At 71.3% G+C, this 16,939-nt stretch carries 14 protein-coding genes; 6 read left to right on the top strand and 8 right to left on the bottom strand.

What is annotated here, in order from left to right:
- Positions 1-2 precede the first annotated feature (2 nt).
- On the bottom strand, positions 3-935 hold the full coding sequence (locus tag I3V78_RS33455; RefSeq protein WP_338023814.1) for a hypothetical protein: 933 nt from the start codon (positions 933-935) through the stop codon (positions 3-5).
- On the bottom strand, positions 932-2,713 hold the full coding sequence (locus tag I3V78_RS33450; protein WP_204494088.1) for a vWA domain-containing protein: 1,782 nt from the start codon (positions 2,711-2,713) through the stop codon (positions 932-934). Before I3V78_RS33450 ends, I3V78_RS33455 begins: the two co-directional genes overlap by 4 nt.
- Before the next feature lie 280 nt (positions 2,714-2,993).
- Here I3V78_RS33450 and I3V78_RS33445 point away from each other — a divergent pair, with 280 nt between their 5' ends.
- From I3V78_RS33445 to I3V78_RS33430, 4 genes are all read left to right on the top strand, one after another.
- Positions 2,994-5,999: an ATP-binding protein gene (locus I3V78_RS33445; protein WP_204494086.1), complete on the top strand. Its 3,006-nt coding sequence runs from the start codon at positions 2,994-2,996 to the stop codon at positions 5,997-5,999.
- Positions 6,000-6,161: 162 nt separating this feature from the next.
- Positions 6,162-8,471, top strand: coding sequence for an ATP-binding protein (locus I3V78_RS33440; protein WP_204494084.1), 2,310 nt, complete (start codon positions 6,162-6,164; stop codon positions 8,469-8,471).
- The gene (locus I3V78_RS33435) at positions 8,468-8,932 is read left to right on the top strand and encodes a response regulator (protein WP_204494081.1); all 465 of its coding nucleotides are present in this window, start codon (positions 8,468-8,470) and stop codon (positions 8,930-8,932) included. The genes I3V78_RS33440 and I3V78_RS33435 overlap by 4 nt, the downstream gene beginning before the upstream one ends.
- Entirely contained in the window at positions 8,929-10,446 is a 1,518-nt protein-coding gene (locus tag I3V78_RS33430; RefSeq protein WP_204494079.1) for an ATP-binding protein, read from the top strand. Before I3V78_RS33435 ends, I3V78_RS33430 begins: the two co-directional genes overlap by 4 nt.
- On the opposite strand, the gene I3V78_RS33425 is transcribed toward I3V78_RS33430, so the two are convergent.
- Positions 10,447-11,151 (bottom strand): metallophosphoesterase, encoded by a 705-nt coding sequence (locus tag I3V78_RS33425; protein WP_204494077.1) that lies wholly within the window; start codon positions 11,149-11,151, stop codon positions 10,447-10,449.
- Positions 11,152-11,449: 298 nt separating this feature from the next.
- Here I3V78_RS33425 and I3V78_RS33420 point away from each other — a divergent pair, with 298 nt between their 5' ends.
- Positions 11,450-12,112, top strand: a complete 663-nt coding sequence (locus I3V78_RS33420; protein ID WP_204494075.1) for a sigma factor — start codon at positions 11,450-11,452, stop codon at positions 12,110-12,112.
- A gap of 30 nt (positions 12,113-12,142) precedes the next feature.
- Positions 12,143-13,324 carry a hypothetical protein gene (locus I3V78_RS33415; RefSeq protein WP_204494074.1) on the top strand — a complete coding sequence of 394 codons (1,182 nt, stop codon included), beginning with the start codon at positions 12,143-12,145 and terminating at the stop codon, positions 13,322-13,324.
- A 2-nt stretch (positions 13,325-13,326) separates the two neighbouring features.
- Here the strand turns inward: I3V78_RS33415 and I3V78_RS33410 are convergent, their stop codons facing one another.
- The 5 genes from I3V78_RS33410 to I3V78_RS33390 all read right to left on the bottom strand — a co-directional run bounded on the left by I3V78_RS33410 (position 13,327) and on the right by I3V78_RS33390 (position 16,917).
- Positions 13,327-13,986, bottom strand: a complete 660-nt coding sequence (locus tag I3V78_RS33410; RefSeq protein WP_204494073.1) for an oxidoreductase — start codon at positions 13,984-13,986, stop codon at positions 13,327-13,329.
- Between the two features lie 50 nt (positions 13,987-14,036).
- Positions 14,037-15,212 (bottom strand): AraC family transcriptional regulator, encoded by a 1,176-nt coding sequence (locus I3V78_RS33405; RefSeq protein ID WP_204494071.1) that lies wholly within the window; start codon positions 15,210-15,212, stop codon positions 14,037-14,039.
- 11 nt (positions 15,213-15,223) lie between these two features.
- On the bottom strand, positions 15,224-15,766 hold the full coding sequence (locus I3V78_RS33400; RefSeq protein ID WP_204494069.1) for an anti-sigma factor: 543 nt from the start codon (positions 15,764-15,766) through the stop codon (positions 15,224-15,226).
- Positions 15,763-16,374: an RNA polymerase sigma factor gene (locus tag I3V78_RS33395; protein WP_204494067.1), complete on the bottom strand. Its 612-nt coding sequence runs from the start codon at positions 16,372-16,374 to the stop codon at positions 15,763-15,765. Before I3V78_RS33395 ends, I3V78_RS33400 begins: the two co-directional genes overlap by 4 nt.
- 72 nt (positions 16,375-16,446) lie before the next feature.
- Positions 16,447-16,917 carry a PaaI family thioesterase gene (locus tag I3V78_RS33390; protein WP_204494065.1) on the bottom strand — a complete coding sequence of 157 codons (471 nt, stop codon included), beginning with the start codon at positions 16,915-16,917 and terminating at the stop codon, positions 16,447-16,449.
- Positions 16,918-16,939: the final 22 nt, after the last annotated feature.

Below are 16,939 nucleotides of genomic sequence, written 5' to 3'. Positions count from 1 at the left end.
GCTCAGGCGTGCCGGGTGATGACCAGCACGTCCTCCTCGATGGCCTCGCGGATGACCGAGGGCAGGCTGTCCAGGGTCACGCGCCGGTCCTCTCCCGCCAGGCAGATGCCCGCGTCCACCACGCCCAGCGTGTCCCCCTCCACGAGGCTCTGGAAGCGCTCGCCCATGAAGCCGAACGTCACCTCCCACACACCCGAGCCGCGCGCGCGCAGGTCCAGCAGCCGCGCCCCCGCCGACTCCAGCGCATGGCGCACCCGAGGCTCGGGCCGGGACTCGGTCGGACGGTCCGAAGGAGCGCTCACCCGCCACGGGGACGCGCCGCCCCGGCTCCGCTCCCGCGCGAGCGCCCGGAGCCGGGCCTCGGCCGCGGCGTCGCCGGTCTCCGCCACGGCGAGGACCTGACCGCGCACCTCGGCGGGCACGAAACGGATGCCGAGCGTCCGGGCCACGGTCTCCACCCGTGCGTAGCCGAAGGCGGCCCGCAGGGAGGCGGGCACGGCGCGCACGTCCGCGAGCGTGCCGTGCGCCTCCCAGCGCTCGCGGGCGACGCCCTCCGCCTCGTCCTCGAAGTCCAGGGCCTCGTACACGAGCGTGCCGTCATGCCAGCGCCGGGCCCTCACGGGCGAGAAGCGCGGCGGCGCGTCCTCGGGCAGCAGGCGCACCGGCTCGGCCTGGGCGCGGGTGTGTACGAGCCGGTCCGACCAGAAGTGGCCCCGCACGAGCGGCAGGCCCTCCAGCCCCTCCGGCTGCGCGGGGGCCCGCGCGGTGGCGGTGCGCCCTTGAATCTCGAAGCACCACCACCCCGGCGAGGGCGGCGGCGTGGACACCCGGAGGCGCCGCGTGGGCAGGTCGACGTGGGCGCCGCCGAAGTAGGGCAGCACCCACGTCTCCACCCGGCCGAGGAACTTCCGGTAGTCCACGACGCCTCCCGTCACGCCACCTTCAACAGGGGCGTGCGCATGACCCGCTCGACCCAGCCGGCCACGGTGGCGGTCTGTCCCGGGGCCACGGGGGCCTCCATCAGCGTCCGCAGCACCCGGGTCACCTGGTAGGGGTCCGAGAACTGGTCCACCGTCACCTCGCTGTACGGCACGCCCAGGGCCGACGCGCACCCGCGCACGCTGCGGCCCCGGCCGTACGCCATGCTCACGATGAGCGCCAGGGCACTCACCGTGTAGCCGCAGTCGCGGAAGGTCCGCGCGAGCTGCTCGCCCGCCTCGCCCTCCTCGTCACCCACCACGATGACGATGAGCTTCGCGTCCGCCGGCACCCGCACGCCCGTCTGGTGCAGGGCGCGCACCGCCGCGCCATGCACCGTGCCGCCCCCCGCCTGGATGTGGCTCAGCATGTGCTGCACGCCCAGACGGCTGGCCGCCTTGGGCTTGAGCACCGTGCCCACCGTGTCGAACGAGGCCACGTGCAGCTTGTCCACCGGGAAGCCCGCGAGGATGCGCGTGAGCGCTTCCTTGGACTGCTCGATGGCGCCCTGCATGGAGCCGGACTTGTCGATGAGGAACATCACCCGCACGTCCGCCTCCGCCGTCGCCTCCTTCACCGCCGCCCGCGCCGCGTTGTCGCTCGCCTCCTCCAGCTTCGCCTGGAGCTCCTGGCCCCGGACGTTCTTCACGATGTGCAGCGCCCGCTGGTCGCTCGCCGCCCGCACCGCCTCGTCCCAGCGCGCGCGGATGTCCGGGTCCGCCATGAGCCCCAGCTCCTCGAGCGTGGGCGTCATCACCAGCAAGTCCTTGGAGGACAGCGACGGCAACAGCGCCGCCAGGATGGCCGGGGTGAGCCCCACGTCCGGGGGCAACCGGCCCACGACCTCCTTGAACGACAGGCGCTCGTGCTCGATGCGCTCGCAGATCTCCGCCTCGCTCAGCCCCTCGAAGCGCTCGCGCTTGAGCAGCCGCAGCTCCCCGAGCCCCACCGTGCGGTGGCCCGTGGCCGCCTGCTTCTGCTTCCAGCCGAGCACCTCGAAGAACGCCTGCGTCAGCGGCTTGTAGCCCGCTTTGCGCGCGATGGCGCGCAGCGTGTGCTTGTAGCCCGCCTTCACCAGGCCGTGGAGCAGGGCGGGGTTCTGCTCGCGCATGCGCAGCCAGCGCGTGGCCACCGCCTTCCAGCGGCCCAGCGGCGCCTTGTGCCCCGCGGGGTCCGCGAAACCCGCCGCGCGATTGAGCCGGGCGATCTCCGGCACCTCCAGCAGCTCGGCCACCCGCAGCACCGCCTTGGGCGTGAGCATGCGCGTGGACTTGCGCTCGTAGTGCAGGAGCATCGCCTCGCCAATGGCGCGCAGGTCGTCGTCATGGAAGGCGACGCGGCCGTCCGGCTCGCGCACGGGCTGGCCCGCGTGCGCCTGCACGAGCATCAACGCGCAGGTGGCCACCTTGAGGTCGCGCCAGTCCGTCTGGGTCAGCGCGTAGGACGCGAAGTGCGCGAGCAGCTCCGTGTTGAGCCGGTAGATGTCCAGCAGTTGACCGTAGAGCTTCACCGCCGCGGGCACGAACAGGCCCGGCGCCACGGGGGTGCCGAGGCGCACGAGGCCGGGCCTGGCGCCCTGCGCCGGGTGCCAGGTCCCCTGAACGTCCAGTCCCGGACGGTTGTGCCACAGGTGCGCCGAGCCTCCGAGCACCAGCTCCAGGAGTCGCTCCGCGGGGCCACGCTGCGCCTCGGGCAGGCGCGTGTCTTGAGAGGAGGTGTTCGCGTCGGTGTTCATGGTGCCCGAGGGACGCGCGCTCCGGGCATTCCTGACAGGAAGGCGAGCAGGCGGCGCCTTCACGCCCTGTCCGCTGGAGTGAAGCAATCCGAGGCACGGGCCGTTGTATGAAACACAAAGCGACGAGTCGGAAGCCGGAGGCGGCCTGGGTGCTCCCTGCGGCCCCCGCTTGCATGTCCCGCGTCCGCCCCCCTACAAGTCCAGCGGTTTGGGTGGCGGTCGCGCCGTCCAGGAACGTGTCAGGTCCGCTCCCCCGAGCAGGAACCAGAAGGTAGCCAGGATGACGCAGCCGCACCTCACGCCGCACCACACCACGGACGAGGCACTCTCGGGCGGAGGGGAGATGGGAGCGCTCATCCGTGCCAAGGATTGGAGCGGCACGCCGCTCGGTCCCGCGGCGGCGTGGCCGCAGAGTCTGCGCACCGCGGTGAGCATCTGTCTGGGGTCGCGCTTCCCCTACCTCATCCTCTGGGGGGAGGAGCTGGTGCAGATCTACAACGACGCCTTCCGGCCCATCCTCGGTCCCGCCAAGCACCCCCAGGCCCTGGGCCTGAGCGCGCGCGAGACCTGGCCCGAGGTGTGGTCCACCGTGGGGCCCATGGTGGATGGGGCGCTGCACCGGGGCGAGGCGAGCTGGGTGGAGAACCAGCTCTTCCTCTTCGATCGGGGCGCGCTCGTGGAGGAGGTCTACCTCACCTTCTCCCATAGCCCCGTGCGCGACGAGACGGGCCGGGTGGGGGGCATCTTCCAGGCGGTGAGCGACGTGACGCGGGGCGTGCTGGGCGCGCGTCGGCTGTCCACGCTGCGGGCCCTCACGCCCGAGGCGCGCTCGCTGGAGGAAGCGGCGCACGCCTGTCTGCGCGTGCTGGGCGACAACCTCTCGGATGTGCCCTTCGCCGCGCTCTACCTGCTGGAGGCGGGCGGCGCGCGGGCGTCGCTCACGGCGACCAGTGGGGTGCGCCCCGGCACGCGGCTCGCGCCCCTCTCCGTGTCCCTGTCCGACGCGGACGTGCCCTGGCCGTTCGCCTCGGCGCTCCAGCGGGGCGCGGCGGTCCAGGTGGAGGGGCTCCGGGAGCGCTTCGGCGAGGACGTGCCCGAGGGGCCGTGGCCCGAGCGTCCGCCGGGCGCGCTGGTGCTGCCGCTGGCCCGCTCTGGCCGGGGACTGGCCGGGGGCACCGAGGCCGTGGCCCTGCTGGTGCTGGGGGTGAGCGCGCGGCTGCGGCTGGACTCCGAGTACCTCAACTTCTTCGAGCTGGTGGCGGGGCACGTCGCCACGGCGCTCGCCAGCGCCCGCGCCTACCAGGAGGAGCGCCGACGGGCCGAGGCCCTCGCGGAGCTGGATCGGGCGAAGACGGCGTTCTTCAGCAACATCTCCCACGAGTTCCGCACGCCGCTCACGCTCATCCTGGGGCCCTTGGACGACCTGCTGGCCTCGGCTCATCTGGGCGAGGACGACAAGCGCGAGTTGAGCATCGTGCAGCGCAACGCCGGGCGGCTCCTGCGGCTGGTCAACTCCCTGCTGGACTTCTCGCGGCTGGAGTCCGGACGGGCGCGGGCGTTCTTCGAGTCCACGGACCTCTCCCTGTTCACCGCGGACCTCGCCAGCGCCTTCCGCTCGGCCGCCGAGCGGGCCGGTCTGCGGTGGGTGGTGGACTGTCCTCCCCTGTCGGCGCCGGTCCAGGTGGACCGGGAGATGTGGGAGAAGATCGTCCTCAACCTGCTGTCCAACGCGCTCAAGTTCACCTTCGAGGGCGAGGTCCGCGTCGAGCTGCGCGAGGAGGCCGAGCACCTGCGCCTGCGGGTGGAGGACACGGGCACGGGCATCCCCGCCGCCGAGCTGCCCCATGTCTTCGAGCGCTTCCACCGCGTGCAGGGCGCGCGCAGCCGGACCCATGAGGGCACCGGCATCGGCTTGTCGCTCGTGCGCGAGCTCGTGCGGCTGCACGGCGGCGTCGTGGGCGTGCGCAGCACCGAGGGGCAAGGCACCTGCTTCACGGTGGACATCCCCTGGGCGCATGTGCCGTCCGCGTTGGAGGTGCGGACCGAGTCACCGGAGTCCACCGCCACGGGGGCCCGGCTCTTCGTCGACGAGGCCTCGCGCTGGTCCGAGCGCGCGCCCGCGGAGCAGCCGCCCGCGGCCGCCCCCGTGCCGGGAGCGTCCTTCCGGGGCCGGGTGCTGCTCGCGGACGACAACGCGGACATGCGCGACTACGTGCGGCGGGTGCTCTCCGGCGCCTTCGAGGTGGAGTGTGTCGCGGATGGCCAGAAGGCGCTGGAGCGGGCCCTGGCGCGTCCCTTCGATCTCGTGCTCACGGACGTGATGATGCCGCGGCTGGGAGGCTTCGGGCTGTTGCGCGCGCTGCGCGAGGCCCCCACCACGCGCACGCTGCCCGTCATCATGTTGTCGGCGCGCGCGGGCGAGGAGTCCGCGGTGGAGGGCCTGGAGGCGGGGGCGGACGACTACCTCGTCAAGCCCTTCAGCGCGCGTGAGCTGCTGGCCCGCGTCCGCTCGAACCTGGAGCTGGTTCGCGCGCGGCGGGCGCTGGCCCACCAGGAGGCCTTCGCCGAGGGACTCCAGCAGTCCCTCCGGGCCCGGGACGAGTTCCTCTCGGTGGCCAGCCACGAGCTCAAGACCCCCTTGGCGGCGTTCCGTCTCCAGCTCGAGCTCATCGAGCGCAACCTCTCGCCCGAGGCCCGCACGAACGTGGGAGAGCGCATCCTCCAGGCGGGCAAACACGTGCGCCGTCTGGCCCGCCTGGTGGAGATGTTGCTGGACGTGTCGGAGCTGACCAGCGGCCGACTGGAACTGCGCCAGCAGGAGACGGACCTGTCCCTGCTCGTGGCCGAGACCGTGGCGCGCATGCGCGAGGAGTTCCGGCAGGCCGAGTGTCCGGTGGCGCTGCGGACCTCGGGGGTGGTGGTGGGCACGGTCGATCGGCGCCGCCTGGATCAGATCGTGGAGAACCTGTTGCACAACGCGACCAAGTACGGCGCGGGCAAGCCCGTGGAGGTGACGCTCACGCAGGATGCACGGGGGTGGCTGGACCTGTGTGTCATCGATCACGGCATGGGGATCGCGCCCGAGGACAAGCCGCGCATCTTCGATCGTTTCGAACGGGCCGTGTCCGTGCGCCGCTACGGCGGCCTGGGGCTGGGACTGTGGGTGAGTCGACAGTGGGTGGAGGCGCACGGAGGCCAGCTTTCCGTCATGGACACGCCGGGAGGAGGCGCGAGCTTCCGCGTCACACTGCCGGGATTCCCTCTGCGCCAGGCCGATGTGTCTTAGGTCTGTCCTGGGTATGTCCAGGTTCGCGGCCGCTGCGCGACCCTGCTTTTTTTCCAGTCTTCGTGGATGGTTGATCGGCGGTAAACAGGGCGCGCCGAGCGACTCCCGCGGGACGGGCAGAGCACTGAGATGGTCGAGACAACGCGGTGATTGGAGCGAGTGATGGGCACGGACAAAGTTGGAACGCATCCCGCGGCGGATCTCACCAACTGCGACCGGGAGCCCATCCATATCCCGGGGGCCATCCAGCCCCACGGCGTCCTGCTGGTCCTGCGCGAGCCGTCGCTGACGATCTGTCAGGCGAGTGAGAACACGCAGGACCTGCTCGGTGTCGCCGTGAAGGACTTGCTGGGCCAGTCCCTGGAGAAGCTGCTGCCGCCAGAGCAGGTGGCGAGCACCCGCGAGAGCCTCCTGTCGGATCGCCTGGAGGACAACAACCCCCTCAAGCTCTCCATCCAGCAGGGCAGCGGTGGGTCGCGGCAGTTCGACGGCATCGCGCACCGCCACCAGGGCCGCCTCTTCCTGGAGCTGGAGCCCTCGACCGAGCAGAAGGATCTGCCGTTCTTCGGCTTCTACCACCAGGCGCGGGGCGCCATGTCGCGCCTGCGCGACGCGAAGGACCTGCATGCGCTGTGCATGGAGGCCGCGAGCGAGGTGCGCCGGCTCACGGGCTTCGATCGCGTCATCATCTACCGCTTCGACGCCGACTGGAACGGTCAGGTGCTCGCCGAGGATCGCATGGAGGACGCGGACCCCTACCTGGGGCTGCACTTCCCCGCCTCGGACATTCCCCGGCAGGCGCGCGAGCTGTACCTGCTCAACCTGCTGCGCCTCATCCCGGCGGTGGACTACGTGCCCGCGCGCATGGTGGCGCTGCCCGAGGAGGCCCAGGGCGGGCCCCTGGACATGTCCTTCTGCGTGCTGCGCAGCGTGTCCCCGGTGCACATGGAGTACCTGCGCAACATGGGCGCCGGCAGCTCCATGAGCATCTCCCTGCTCAAGGAGGGCAAGCTCTGGGGGCTCATCTCCTGCACGCACATCTCCGGCTCGCGCTACCTGCCCTACGAGGTGCGCACGGCGTGCGAGTTCGTGGGCCAGTTCATGTCCTCCTTCCTCCCCACCAAGGAGGGCTACGAGAACTACGATCAGCGCATCCGCGCCAAGTCCATCCAGGGCCGGCTGCTCGAGCGCATGACGCGCGGCCTCGACTTCGCCGCGCAGCTCTGCCAGTCGCCGCCGGAGCTGCTTGAGCTCACGGGGGCCGCGGGCGCCGCTGTCTACTTCAACGGCCGCACCACCGTGCTGGGCAAGGCGCCCTCGGACGAGCAGTTGCAGGGCCTGTTCCGCTGGCTGGCGAGCCGGCCGGTGTCCCAGGACATCTTCGCCACCAACTGCCTGCTCAAGGAGTACCCCGAGTCCGAGGAGTTCAAGGACGTGGCCGCGGGCCTCATCGCCGCCTCCATGTCCCGGGGCCGCCACAACTACGTGCTGTGGTTCCGTCCCGAGGTGGTGCAGACGGTGGAGTGGGGCGGCAATCCGAACAAGCCCGTGGACGTCCAGGACGATCAGCCCCGGCTGCATCCGCGCAAGTCCTTCGCGCTCTGGCAGGAGACGGTGCGCGGCAAGTCCCTGCCCTGGGAGGACTACGAGCTGGAGGGCGCCGAGGACCTGCGCCGCAGCATCATCGACATCGTGCTGGAGCGCAGCGAGGAGCTGCTCAAGCTCAACACCGAGCTGGAGCGCAGCAACGTGGAGCTGGACTCGTTCGCCTACGCCGCGAGTCATGACCTCAAGGAGCCGCTGCGCGGCATCCACAACTACGCGAGCCTGGTGCTGCGCGAGGACGCCGCGGCGCTCCAGCCCACCAGCCGCACGCGCATGGACACGGTGGTGCGGCTCACCCAGCGCATGGAGAGCCTCATCAACTCGCTCCTGCACTACGCGCAGGTGGGCCGCATGGAGCTGTCGCTGCGCGAGACGGACCTCAACGAGGTGCTCGCCTCGGTGCTGGAGCTGCTCAAGCCGCGCCTCGAGGAGGCCCAGGCCGAGGTGCGCATCCCCGCGCCGCTGCCTCCGGCGCGCTGCGACCGGGTGCGGATGATGGAGGCCTTCACCAACCTCATCACCAACGCCATCAAGTACAACGACAAGGACAAGCGTTGGGTGGAGATCGGCTCCAGGCAGGAGCCGGAGCTGGGCACCGTCTACTACGTGCGCGACAACGGCATCGGCATCAAGCCCGAGTACCACGACGCCATCTTCCGCATCTTCAAGCGCCTGCACGGGCGCGACAAATACGGTGGGGGCACCGGCACCGGCCTCACCATCGTCAAGCGCCTCATCGAGCGGCACAACGGCCGCTTGTGGCTGGAGTCCACGCCGGGTGAGGGCACCACCTTCTTCTTCACCCTGGGCGGTGAGACGGCCCCTCCGGCCACGGTGCGCCCGCCGGCGCTGGAGGATCTGCGATGAACTCCGGGCTGCCCATCCTCGTCGTGGAGGACAACGACGAGGACTTCGACATGCTCCAGATGACCTTCCACTCCGTCGCCATCCCCAACCCGCTCTACCGCTGCTCGGAGGGGGAGGAGGCCCTGGAGTTCCTGGGTCAGACGGGCCGCTACGCCGACACCCAGGCCGCGCCGCGCCCGGGGCTCATTCTCCTGGACCTGAACCTCGCTGGCCTGGATGGCAGGCAGGTGCTCGAGCACGTGAAGCGCGACCGCCATCTCAAGAGCATTCCAGTGCTCGTGTTCTCCACCTCAGGCAACCCCAAGGATGTCCAGAGCGCCTATGACCACGGGGCCAGTGGCTATCTGCTCAAGCCCGTGGATCTGCCGCGATTCGAGAGAATGATCCGGCTCTTCAAGGAGTTCTGGCTGGACCACATCGTGATGCCCGAAGACGATGGCCGTGAGGTCTCGCGCGGATGAATTCCCGATTGTTGACGCTGCTCCTGGTCGAGGACAGCCCCGAGGATCGGGATGTCTTCCGAACCTACCTGGAGGAAATGGGGGAGTATTCCTACCGATTCCTCGAGGAGGAATCGGCGGATGACGCGCTCGCGCTCTGCAGGCGCGAGCATGTGGACTGCATCCTCCTGGATTACGACCTGCCCGCGCTCAGTGGCCTGGAGTTCCTCCAGCGGCTCGTGGACGAGGAAGGGCTCTTGCGACCGCCCGTGGTCATGGTGACCGGGCGGGGGAACGAGCGCATCGCCGTCGCGGCGCTCAAGGGCGGTGCCTCGGACTACCTGGTCAAGTCCGAGGTGACCCCGGAGAGCCTCTACCGCGCCGTGCGCAACGCCGTGGAGAAGGAGGACATCCGCAAGCGGCTCACCGAGCAGAAGGCCCTCACGGGCATCGTCGAGGCGCGACTGCAGGCGGCCCTGGAGGTGTTGGAGCGGGGCGAGGCGCTCATCATCCTCGACAAGGACTTCCGCCTGCTGCTGGTCAACGCCAACCAGGAGCGCATCTCCCGGACCCGGCGCGAGGACACGCTCACGCGCACCCTCTGGGACATGTGGCCCGAGGCCGCCTCGCCCCAGAGCCGGACGTGGGCGGAGCTGCACCGGGCCATGCGCGAGCGGACGACCGCCCACTTCGAGGAGTTCTTCTCCTCCCTGAATCGCTGGCTCGACGTGAGCGTGTACCCCACGCGCGAGGGGGGCCTGGCCATCTTCTTCCGCGACGTGAGCGAGAAGAAGCAGGCGGAGGACCACGCGCGGGGCGAGGAGCGGCGGCGCTCGGAGTTCGAGCAGCAGCTCATCGGCATCGTCAGCCACGACCTGCGCAATCCCATCACCGCCATCTCCCTGGGCGTGTCCCTGCTGCTGCGCCGCGATGACCTGGACGAGCGGGTGCTCAAGACGCTCGTGCGCGTCCACTCCTCGGCCGAGCGCACCATCCGCATGGTGCGCGACCTGCTCGACTTCACCCAGGCGCGGCTGGGCGGCGGCATCGTCATCCACCGCGAGCCCTCGGACCTGTACGCGCTCTTGCGCCTGGTGGTGGACGAGGTGCAGATGTCCTTTCCCGACCGGGAAGTGCGCATCGAGATGGAGGGCGATGGCCTGGGCGCGTGGGACACGGACCGGGTGGCCCAGGTCATCACCAACCTGGTCACCAACGCGCTCAAGTACAGCCCGGCGGGCTCGCCCGTCACGGTGCGCACCCTGGGCGACGCGGACACGGTGCGTCTGGAGGTCCACAACCAGGGCGAGCCCATCCCCCCGCAGGTGCAGCGCCACCTGTTCCAGCCCATGCGGCGGGGCGACGAGCAGGCGGATCGCACCAGCCGCAGCATTGGCCTGGGGCTCTTCATCGTGGACCACCTCATCCGGGCGCACGGAGGCACTGTCGACGTGCGCTCCAGCGCTCCGGACGGCACGACCTTCGGGGTCAGCCTGCCGCGCCGCTCCACCCTGCTGACCCTCGAGCGTGTCTAGTCAGGAGAACACGTCCACGCCCGGATGCACGGGCAGGAGCGCCACGTCCTTGCCCGCCCGCCAGGCCTTGCGCGCGGGCACCGAGACGAGCTCCCACGTGGGCAGCACCAGCGCCGTGAGCGAGTGCCCGTAGACGCAGCCGGTGTCGATGCCCACCGCGTGCTCGGTGACCAGGGGCCGGTCGAACACGGTGTGGCCGAAGATGACGCGCTCCGGGCCCTTCCAGTCGTGCGTCCAGAAGCGGTAGCCCTCGGGCGCCTTGGAGGGCCAGTAGCTCTTGCGCTCCGGAGGCCGGACACACTGCACGTGCAGCAGGTGGTAGGGCTCCTGCTCCTCCAGGGTCCTGCCCGGCAGCACGCCCGCGTGGACGACGACGGCCTGGTACTCGGGCAGCCGGATGAAGTGGGGCAGGGTGGCGAAGTAGTCCAGGTGCTCGGGCCCGAGCGCCTGCCGCGTCTCGAGGTGGTCCGGCAGCAGGTCCGCATCCCGACGGCGCCGCTGCTGGAGGTGTTTCTCCTCGTGGTTGCCGAGGATGCACTCGTGCCGCATGGCGAGCTCCACGCACTCGCGGCGCCGGGGCCCTCGGTCCACGAGGTCTCCGGTGAAGATGATGCGATCCGTGGAGGTGGCGCCCACGCGGGCGAGCAACTCCAGGGCCTCGTCGTAACAGCCGTGGAGGTCGCCGATGACGATGGTTCGGGACATGGGAATTTCCTTGGGAAGAAGAGGCAGGGGGCACCCGCGGGGGCGCTTCCCTTGCCTCGCGAGTGACGCGAACCCACCGGAATTGCTGACGAGACCCGGAAGGAAGAATCCCCCGTCAGGAATCCGCGCGCCCCGGCGTCGCTGTTCATGACCCGTCTCCGGTTGTCGCATATCCGGGGGTCGTGTCATCAGGAGGCCGTCTTCGGATGCCGTCGTGCTACCTTGACCCGCCGTTTCACCGAACCTCACCCCGCTCGGGTGGGGGGCTCGTGCCTCCTGGCGCCCCAAGGACCTTCCGGTGTTCGACGATCTCACGGATGACGAACTGTTCGCAGAGGTACTCCAGCGCCGCGCCTCGGGCGGGGCGGTGGGCGAGCCCCTGGGCGCGCTCTGCGATCGCTGGGTCCGGCCCGCCCGCTACGTCATTTCCAAGATCCAGGCCAGCTATGGCCGGGGCTCGCCCGCGGACGCGGAGGAGCTCTACCAGGACGCGGTGGGCAAGCTGCTCGTCCGGGGGCTGGATCAGTTCCGCGGCGTGTCCGAGCAGATGCCCGGGCGCAGTGCTTCTCCCAAGACGTTCTTCCTGCGCATCGTCAAGCACGTCGCCATCGACTTCTACCGGCGTCAGCGCGAGGACCTCGCGCCCGCTCCCACGGATCCCGACAACGCTCCGGAGGAGTCTCCGGCGGAGGTGTCCCGGGCGGTGGAGTCCTCGCGTCGGCGCGAGGAGCGCACCGAGGCCCAGGAGCTCTACTGGCGCGCCTACGAGCGGCTGCAGCAGGAGCATCCCAAGGAAGCCGGTGCGTGGGACCTGTACCACCACCAGGACGTAGAGGACCACGAGGAATGCGCCCGGCGCCTCAGCATCAGCGTGGTCAATTCGTACAAGCGCGTGAGCCGCGCACAGGCCTATCTGCGCCTCTACCTGCTCGACCTCCAACAGGAGGGCGAGCGGGAGTGAGCCCCACCGTACCCGAAGGAGGGTACCCCCATGGTCGTTGACCCACTCTCTCGTTACCAGGCCCGCCGTGAGCAGCTCGCGCGGGGTGGATTTCCCAAGGACGGCACGCTGGAGTTGATTGGAGAAGTCCTCCGGCGCGGCGAACGGTTGGGACGAGAGGGTGTCGACCAGGCGCTGCGCGCGCTGGGCTCCGCGGAGATCGACGCCTGGCTGCGCGCGCAGAGCGCCGAGACGTTGAGGCCCGCGCTGCTGCGCGCCGCGGAGGAGTCCGCCGAGGCCGCCCTGGGCGAGGACGTCGAGGAGTCGGAGGTATGGCGCGCCTCCTCGCTGGAGGGGCTCGCCGCGCGCGACCGGGCCGAGTCCGCCCTGCGCGCCATCGCCGCGTGGGAGTCCCTGCACGGCGCGGTCTCCGGAGCGCTGGCCGAGCGGCTGAACACCGTGCGCGAGGCCTTCGGGCGGCTGGATGGCGCCCTGGCGCCCAAGGCCCGTTGGTTCATCCCCCTCAACTCCCAGCGCCGCGCGGAGCGGGACCTGCTGGACGCGGGCGAACGTCCCCGGGCTTGGTGGTTCTCCGCGCGCGCCGAGTGTGACGACTTCCTCGCGGTGCTCCATTCCCGCGGCGAACGTCCCGGCACGCACCTGCGCGCCTGCCCCGACTGCCTGCGCGACATGGACCAGAGTGTCCTGGTCGACGCGCCACCCAAGCGGCACCTGAGCGCGGAGGACCTGTGGCGCTTCGACATGGGCACCCTGTCCGCGGCGGAGCTCAAGTGGGTGGATGGGCACACGGAGAAGTGCCTGGAGTGTGCCCAGGCCATCTGGGCCCTGGAGGAAGGGGACGAGGCCATCGACAGGGCACTGGCCGAGCAGGAGCGCGCCGTGCCCGCGGCCCGCACCTCGCGCGCCGCCGAGCCCTCGCGCCGGGGCCCCACCTCCGCGCGCCACGCCGAGCAGCGCGACGTCCTGGAGGAGCGGCGGGACTTCCGCGTGGTGCTCGTGCGAGAGCGTCAGCGGGCCCGGCTCCTGGTCCAACCCCTGGGGAGTCGCGCCGTGACGGCGGCCGTGTTCCTGACCCCCGGCAAACCCTCCCTCAAGCCCCACTCCGGCCCCGAGGGTCTCCAGTTCGACCTGGGGACCGCGGGCGGCCGCTCGGCGCACCTGATGGTGCGCGTGGGCAACAACGAAATCTTCGAGCGCGACTTCTCCTTCTGACGCTACGCCCCCAGCGCGTGCAATTCGCCCGAGTGCACCACCCGCGTGCCCGGTGCGTCCCGCCAGGCGAGCGTCACCATGGCCCGGGCCACGGTGCGTCCCTCGATGGGGCGCGCCGCCAGGGGCCGCAGCAGCGGGGCGAGCACCCGTGAGACGGCGCCCATCACCTGCTCCGCGGGCTGCGGCTCCTCTCGCGCTCCGAGCAACAGGGACGGCTGGACGATGACGAGGGACTCGAAGCCCACCGCGCCGAGCGCGTCCTCGGCCTCGCCCTTCACCCGGTTGTAGAAGATGCGCGAGCGCGCGTTGGCGCCCAGCGCCGACACGAGCACGAAGCGCTGGGCCCCCGCGTGCCGGGCCGCGTGCGCGAACGCCAGGACATAGTCATGGTCCACCGCGCGGAAGGCGGCCTGGCTGCCCGCCTTCTTGAGGGTGGTGCCGAGGGCGCAGAACGCATCCTGGGCGGCGGGCAGGGCCTGGGTGTCCAGCCGGGTGAAGTCCACCGTGTGTTGGACGAGCTTCGGGTGCTGGTGGGGCAGGGGCCGTCGGCCGAGGGAGTGGACCTCGCGGTAGCGGGCGTCCTCGAGCAGGGTGTCGAGGAGGGCGCCGCCCACGAGACCACTCGCGCCGGCCACGAGCGCGGTACGGGGGGAGGTCTCCATGGGGAAGATGCTCAGCACATTCCCCCACGGGCGGCCAGGAGCGTGTCCGCCTAACGTTGGGTTCCGGGAGTGCGCAGGGGCGCGACGCGATCCGCGGGGTTCATCGGGCCCTGGATGTTCGGAATCATGCCCGTGCGGGGGGTGAGCCGGTCCGGGGGCGCGGCGCCGGGGCCCAGGGTGGGCGTGCGCGATGCGCCCAGGTCCGTGGTCAGCAGGCCCACGACGAGGGGAATCACGGGCGGGGCCTTGTCGAGCGCCAGGCCACAGACGTCGAGCACGCCGCGCGTGGTGCCGGGGGGCGTGCGGTAGCGGCGGCAGGCCTCCTTCTCCGCGGGGGTGTCCTCCTCGGGCACGAGCTCGCGCGTGTGGATGCCCCGCTTGAGCACGAGCTTGTCCGGTCCGAGCGTGAGGTGCACCGCGTCGCTGCCCCAGTCTCCCTGCACGAGCGTGGTGCCGCCCGTGGTCTTCACGGTGAGGCGCACGGCGCGGTGCAGCAGCGAGCCCTCCACGCGCACGCCGCCGTCCTCGGTCGTCTTCGGGGTGAGGACGTTCGCGTCCGTGTCCTTCCAGGAGCCGTCCGGCTGCAGCCGCAGCCCGTTGCCCAGGGCGTCGGCGCTGAAGCTCAGGCCGCCGATGCGGCCCCCGGACGGACGGCGGGACGCCGTGTCGGCGATCAGGTTGGTGACGGGCACGCGGGTGTCCACCGGCTCGAAGCGCACCGCTTCGATCCACGCCGTGCCCGTGCCGCTGAGCAGCAGTCCGGCCATGATGGCCCGGGCCTCCGGGGGCACGTCCAGCACCACCTCGTGGCGCTTGCAGGCCGTGGTGCCCGTGAGCGCGCGCGACTGCATGTTGTCGAAGGCCAGGGGCTCCAGGGACTCGGCGCCCTCCACCCGCATCCACAGGCCCGCCCAGCCCTTCACGTCCTCGGTGCGCACCACGGCGGAGAAGCGCAGCCGCTTGCCCCGGAAGGCCTCCGCGTCGAAGGCCTGCATGAAGGTGCCATAGCCCGACGGGCTCTCCTGCACCGAGCGCAGGTACGCGCTGCGGGGGCCCTCGCAGGGCGCGCCCGTGTCCAGGCCGGACGCGTAGAGCTTGGGGGCGCTCTCGGTGACGAACCACCCCTTGGGCAGGCTCTTCTGCGAGTCCTCGGCCCGGGCGGCGCCTCCCGTGGCGAGCAGCACCCCCGCGAGCGATGTCCCCAGCCATTTCATCCACGAACGCATGACGGTGCCTTTCACAGCGCGGAGGGGCCCGCGGCGAGCCGGTCCAGCGGCAGCCCCGCATGGCCCTCGTAGCGGGGAATCGCTCCCAGCCCCCGGGGATATTGCACCCACAGGCCCCGAGCCAGGGCCTCCGAGGCGCAGGAGTCCTGGCTGGTGGGATCCGGACAGGCCACCAGCCGCTCGGCGGTCGAGGGCGCGCTCCCCAGGGGCGCCATCATCGGGAAGTCGTCCTCCTCGAGGAGGGGCGTGGCCGCGGGCCGCTCGGTGCGGACGGGCATGAGGAGCAGCGCCAGGGCCGCGGCCGCCATCAGCCCCAGCGCCGGCGCCGCCCGCCGGAGGGCATTCCAGCGCGCGGGACGCACCACCCGCGCGGCCACGAGCGGCGCGCGCGCCACCTCCCGGAGGTGCTCCTCCAACAGGGCCTCCTGGTGCAGGCGCCGCGCGCAGTCGGGACATTCCAGGGTGTGGGCCTCCAGACGCGCCGCCGCCTGGGGTTCGAGCGCCCCCAGCACGTAGTGCTCGAGGTCGGCCGGACTCGGGTGGGGGAGACTCATGGACCTTCCTCCTCGAGGGCGCCGCGCAGCTTCTTGCGCACCTCGCACAGGATCTGCCGGACGCGCTGCACGGACAACCCCGCCCGCGCGGCCACCTCGGCATGGGGCAGCTCCTGGCCGTCACACGCCAGGTGGAACACCCGCTGGGCACTCGGAGAGCAGGTGCCGAGCGCCTGCTGGGCCCGGCGCAACTGCTCCTCGGACAACAACCGCCGCTCGGCCGAGGCCCCGGGATCCTCGGGGTGGTGGGCCTCGGACAGGGCTTCCAAGGGGGCCCCGCCTCCCTCGCGCCGCACCCGCCGGGCGTCATCGGCCGCGAGGAAGGCGGCCTGGGCGAGCGCCAGATGGGGCAGGCGCAGCTCGGTGAGGGCGCCCTTGCGCTGCTGTTGGATCAGCCGCGCCCACGTCTCCTGGACGAGCTCCCGGGCCCGATCCACCCGAACCCCCCGGGCGAGCAGTGACACCAGCACCCGGTGCTGGTGTCGGGCGATCAACGCGTTCCACGCGGCGGCGTCCCCCTCCAAGGCGCGTCGCGAGAGCGCGGCTTCGCCGTCCATCGGCTCCTCCGCCGGCTGTCCCGATTCGGGAATGGAGTGTGTCCAGGTCATGGCCCTCATGTCTTCCCGGCCCAGGAACGTCCGGTGGCGCGGGGCATATCGGCCGCCGTGCGCGAGCGCCTGTCAGTTGACGGCGGGGCTGTCGCCGGAGGCCCACTTCATCTTGGACAGCTTGACCACGCCCTGGCACCGGGCACACACCGTGCCCTCGGCGTCGTACACGCGCGCGGAGGCGAAGAGGCTGGAGGTGCCGGCGGTGTCGATGGTCGCCTCCACGCGCGCGCTGTCGCCGCGCACGGGGCGCTCGAAGCTCATGGACAGCTGCATGGTGGCGGCGCGGCGGCTGGGGTCGCGCAGGGCGGGGGTGCAGCCGATGGCCAGATCGAAGAGCGCGGCGAGGATGCCCCCATTCACGGCGTCCGTTCCCAGGCCCCCCCGGTGCTCGGGTCGCACCTCCGGGATGGCGATGACGACCTTCTTGCCCTCCGGGAAGCTCAGGCGGGTGTTGAAGTGCCGCATGGTGGCGCTCTGGTTGAATTGTTCCGCGAAACGGTCGAGTTGTTCCTGGGTGGGAGGGCTCTGGGCATCGGACATGGCGCGACTCTAGCTGCTAGAA

This window comes from Archangium primigenium (genome assembly GCF_016904885.1).
GTDB lineage: Bacteria > Myxococcota > Myxococcia > Myxococcales > Myxococcaceae > Cystobacter > Cystobacter primigenius.
This window is presented reverse-complemented; position numbering and strand designations above follow the sequence as displayed.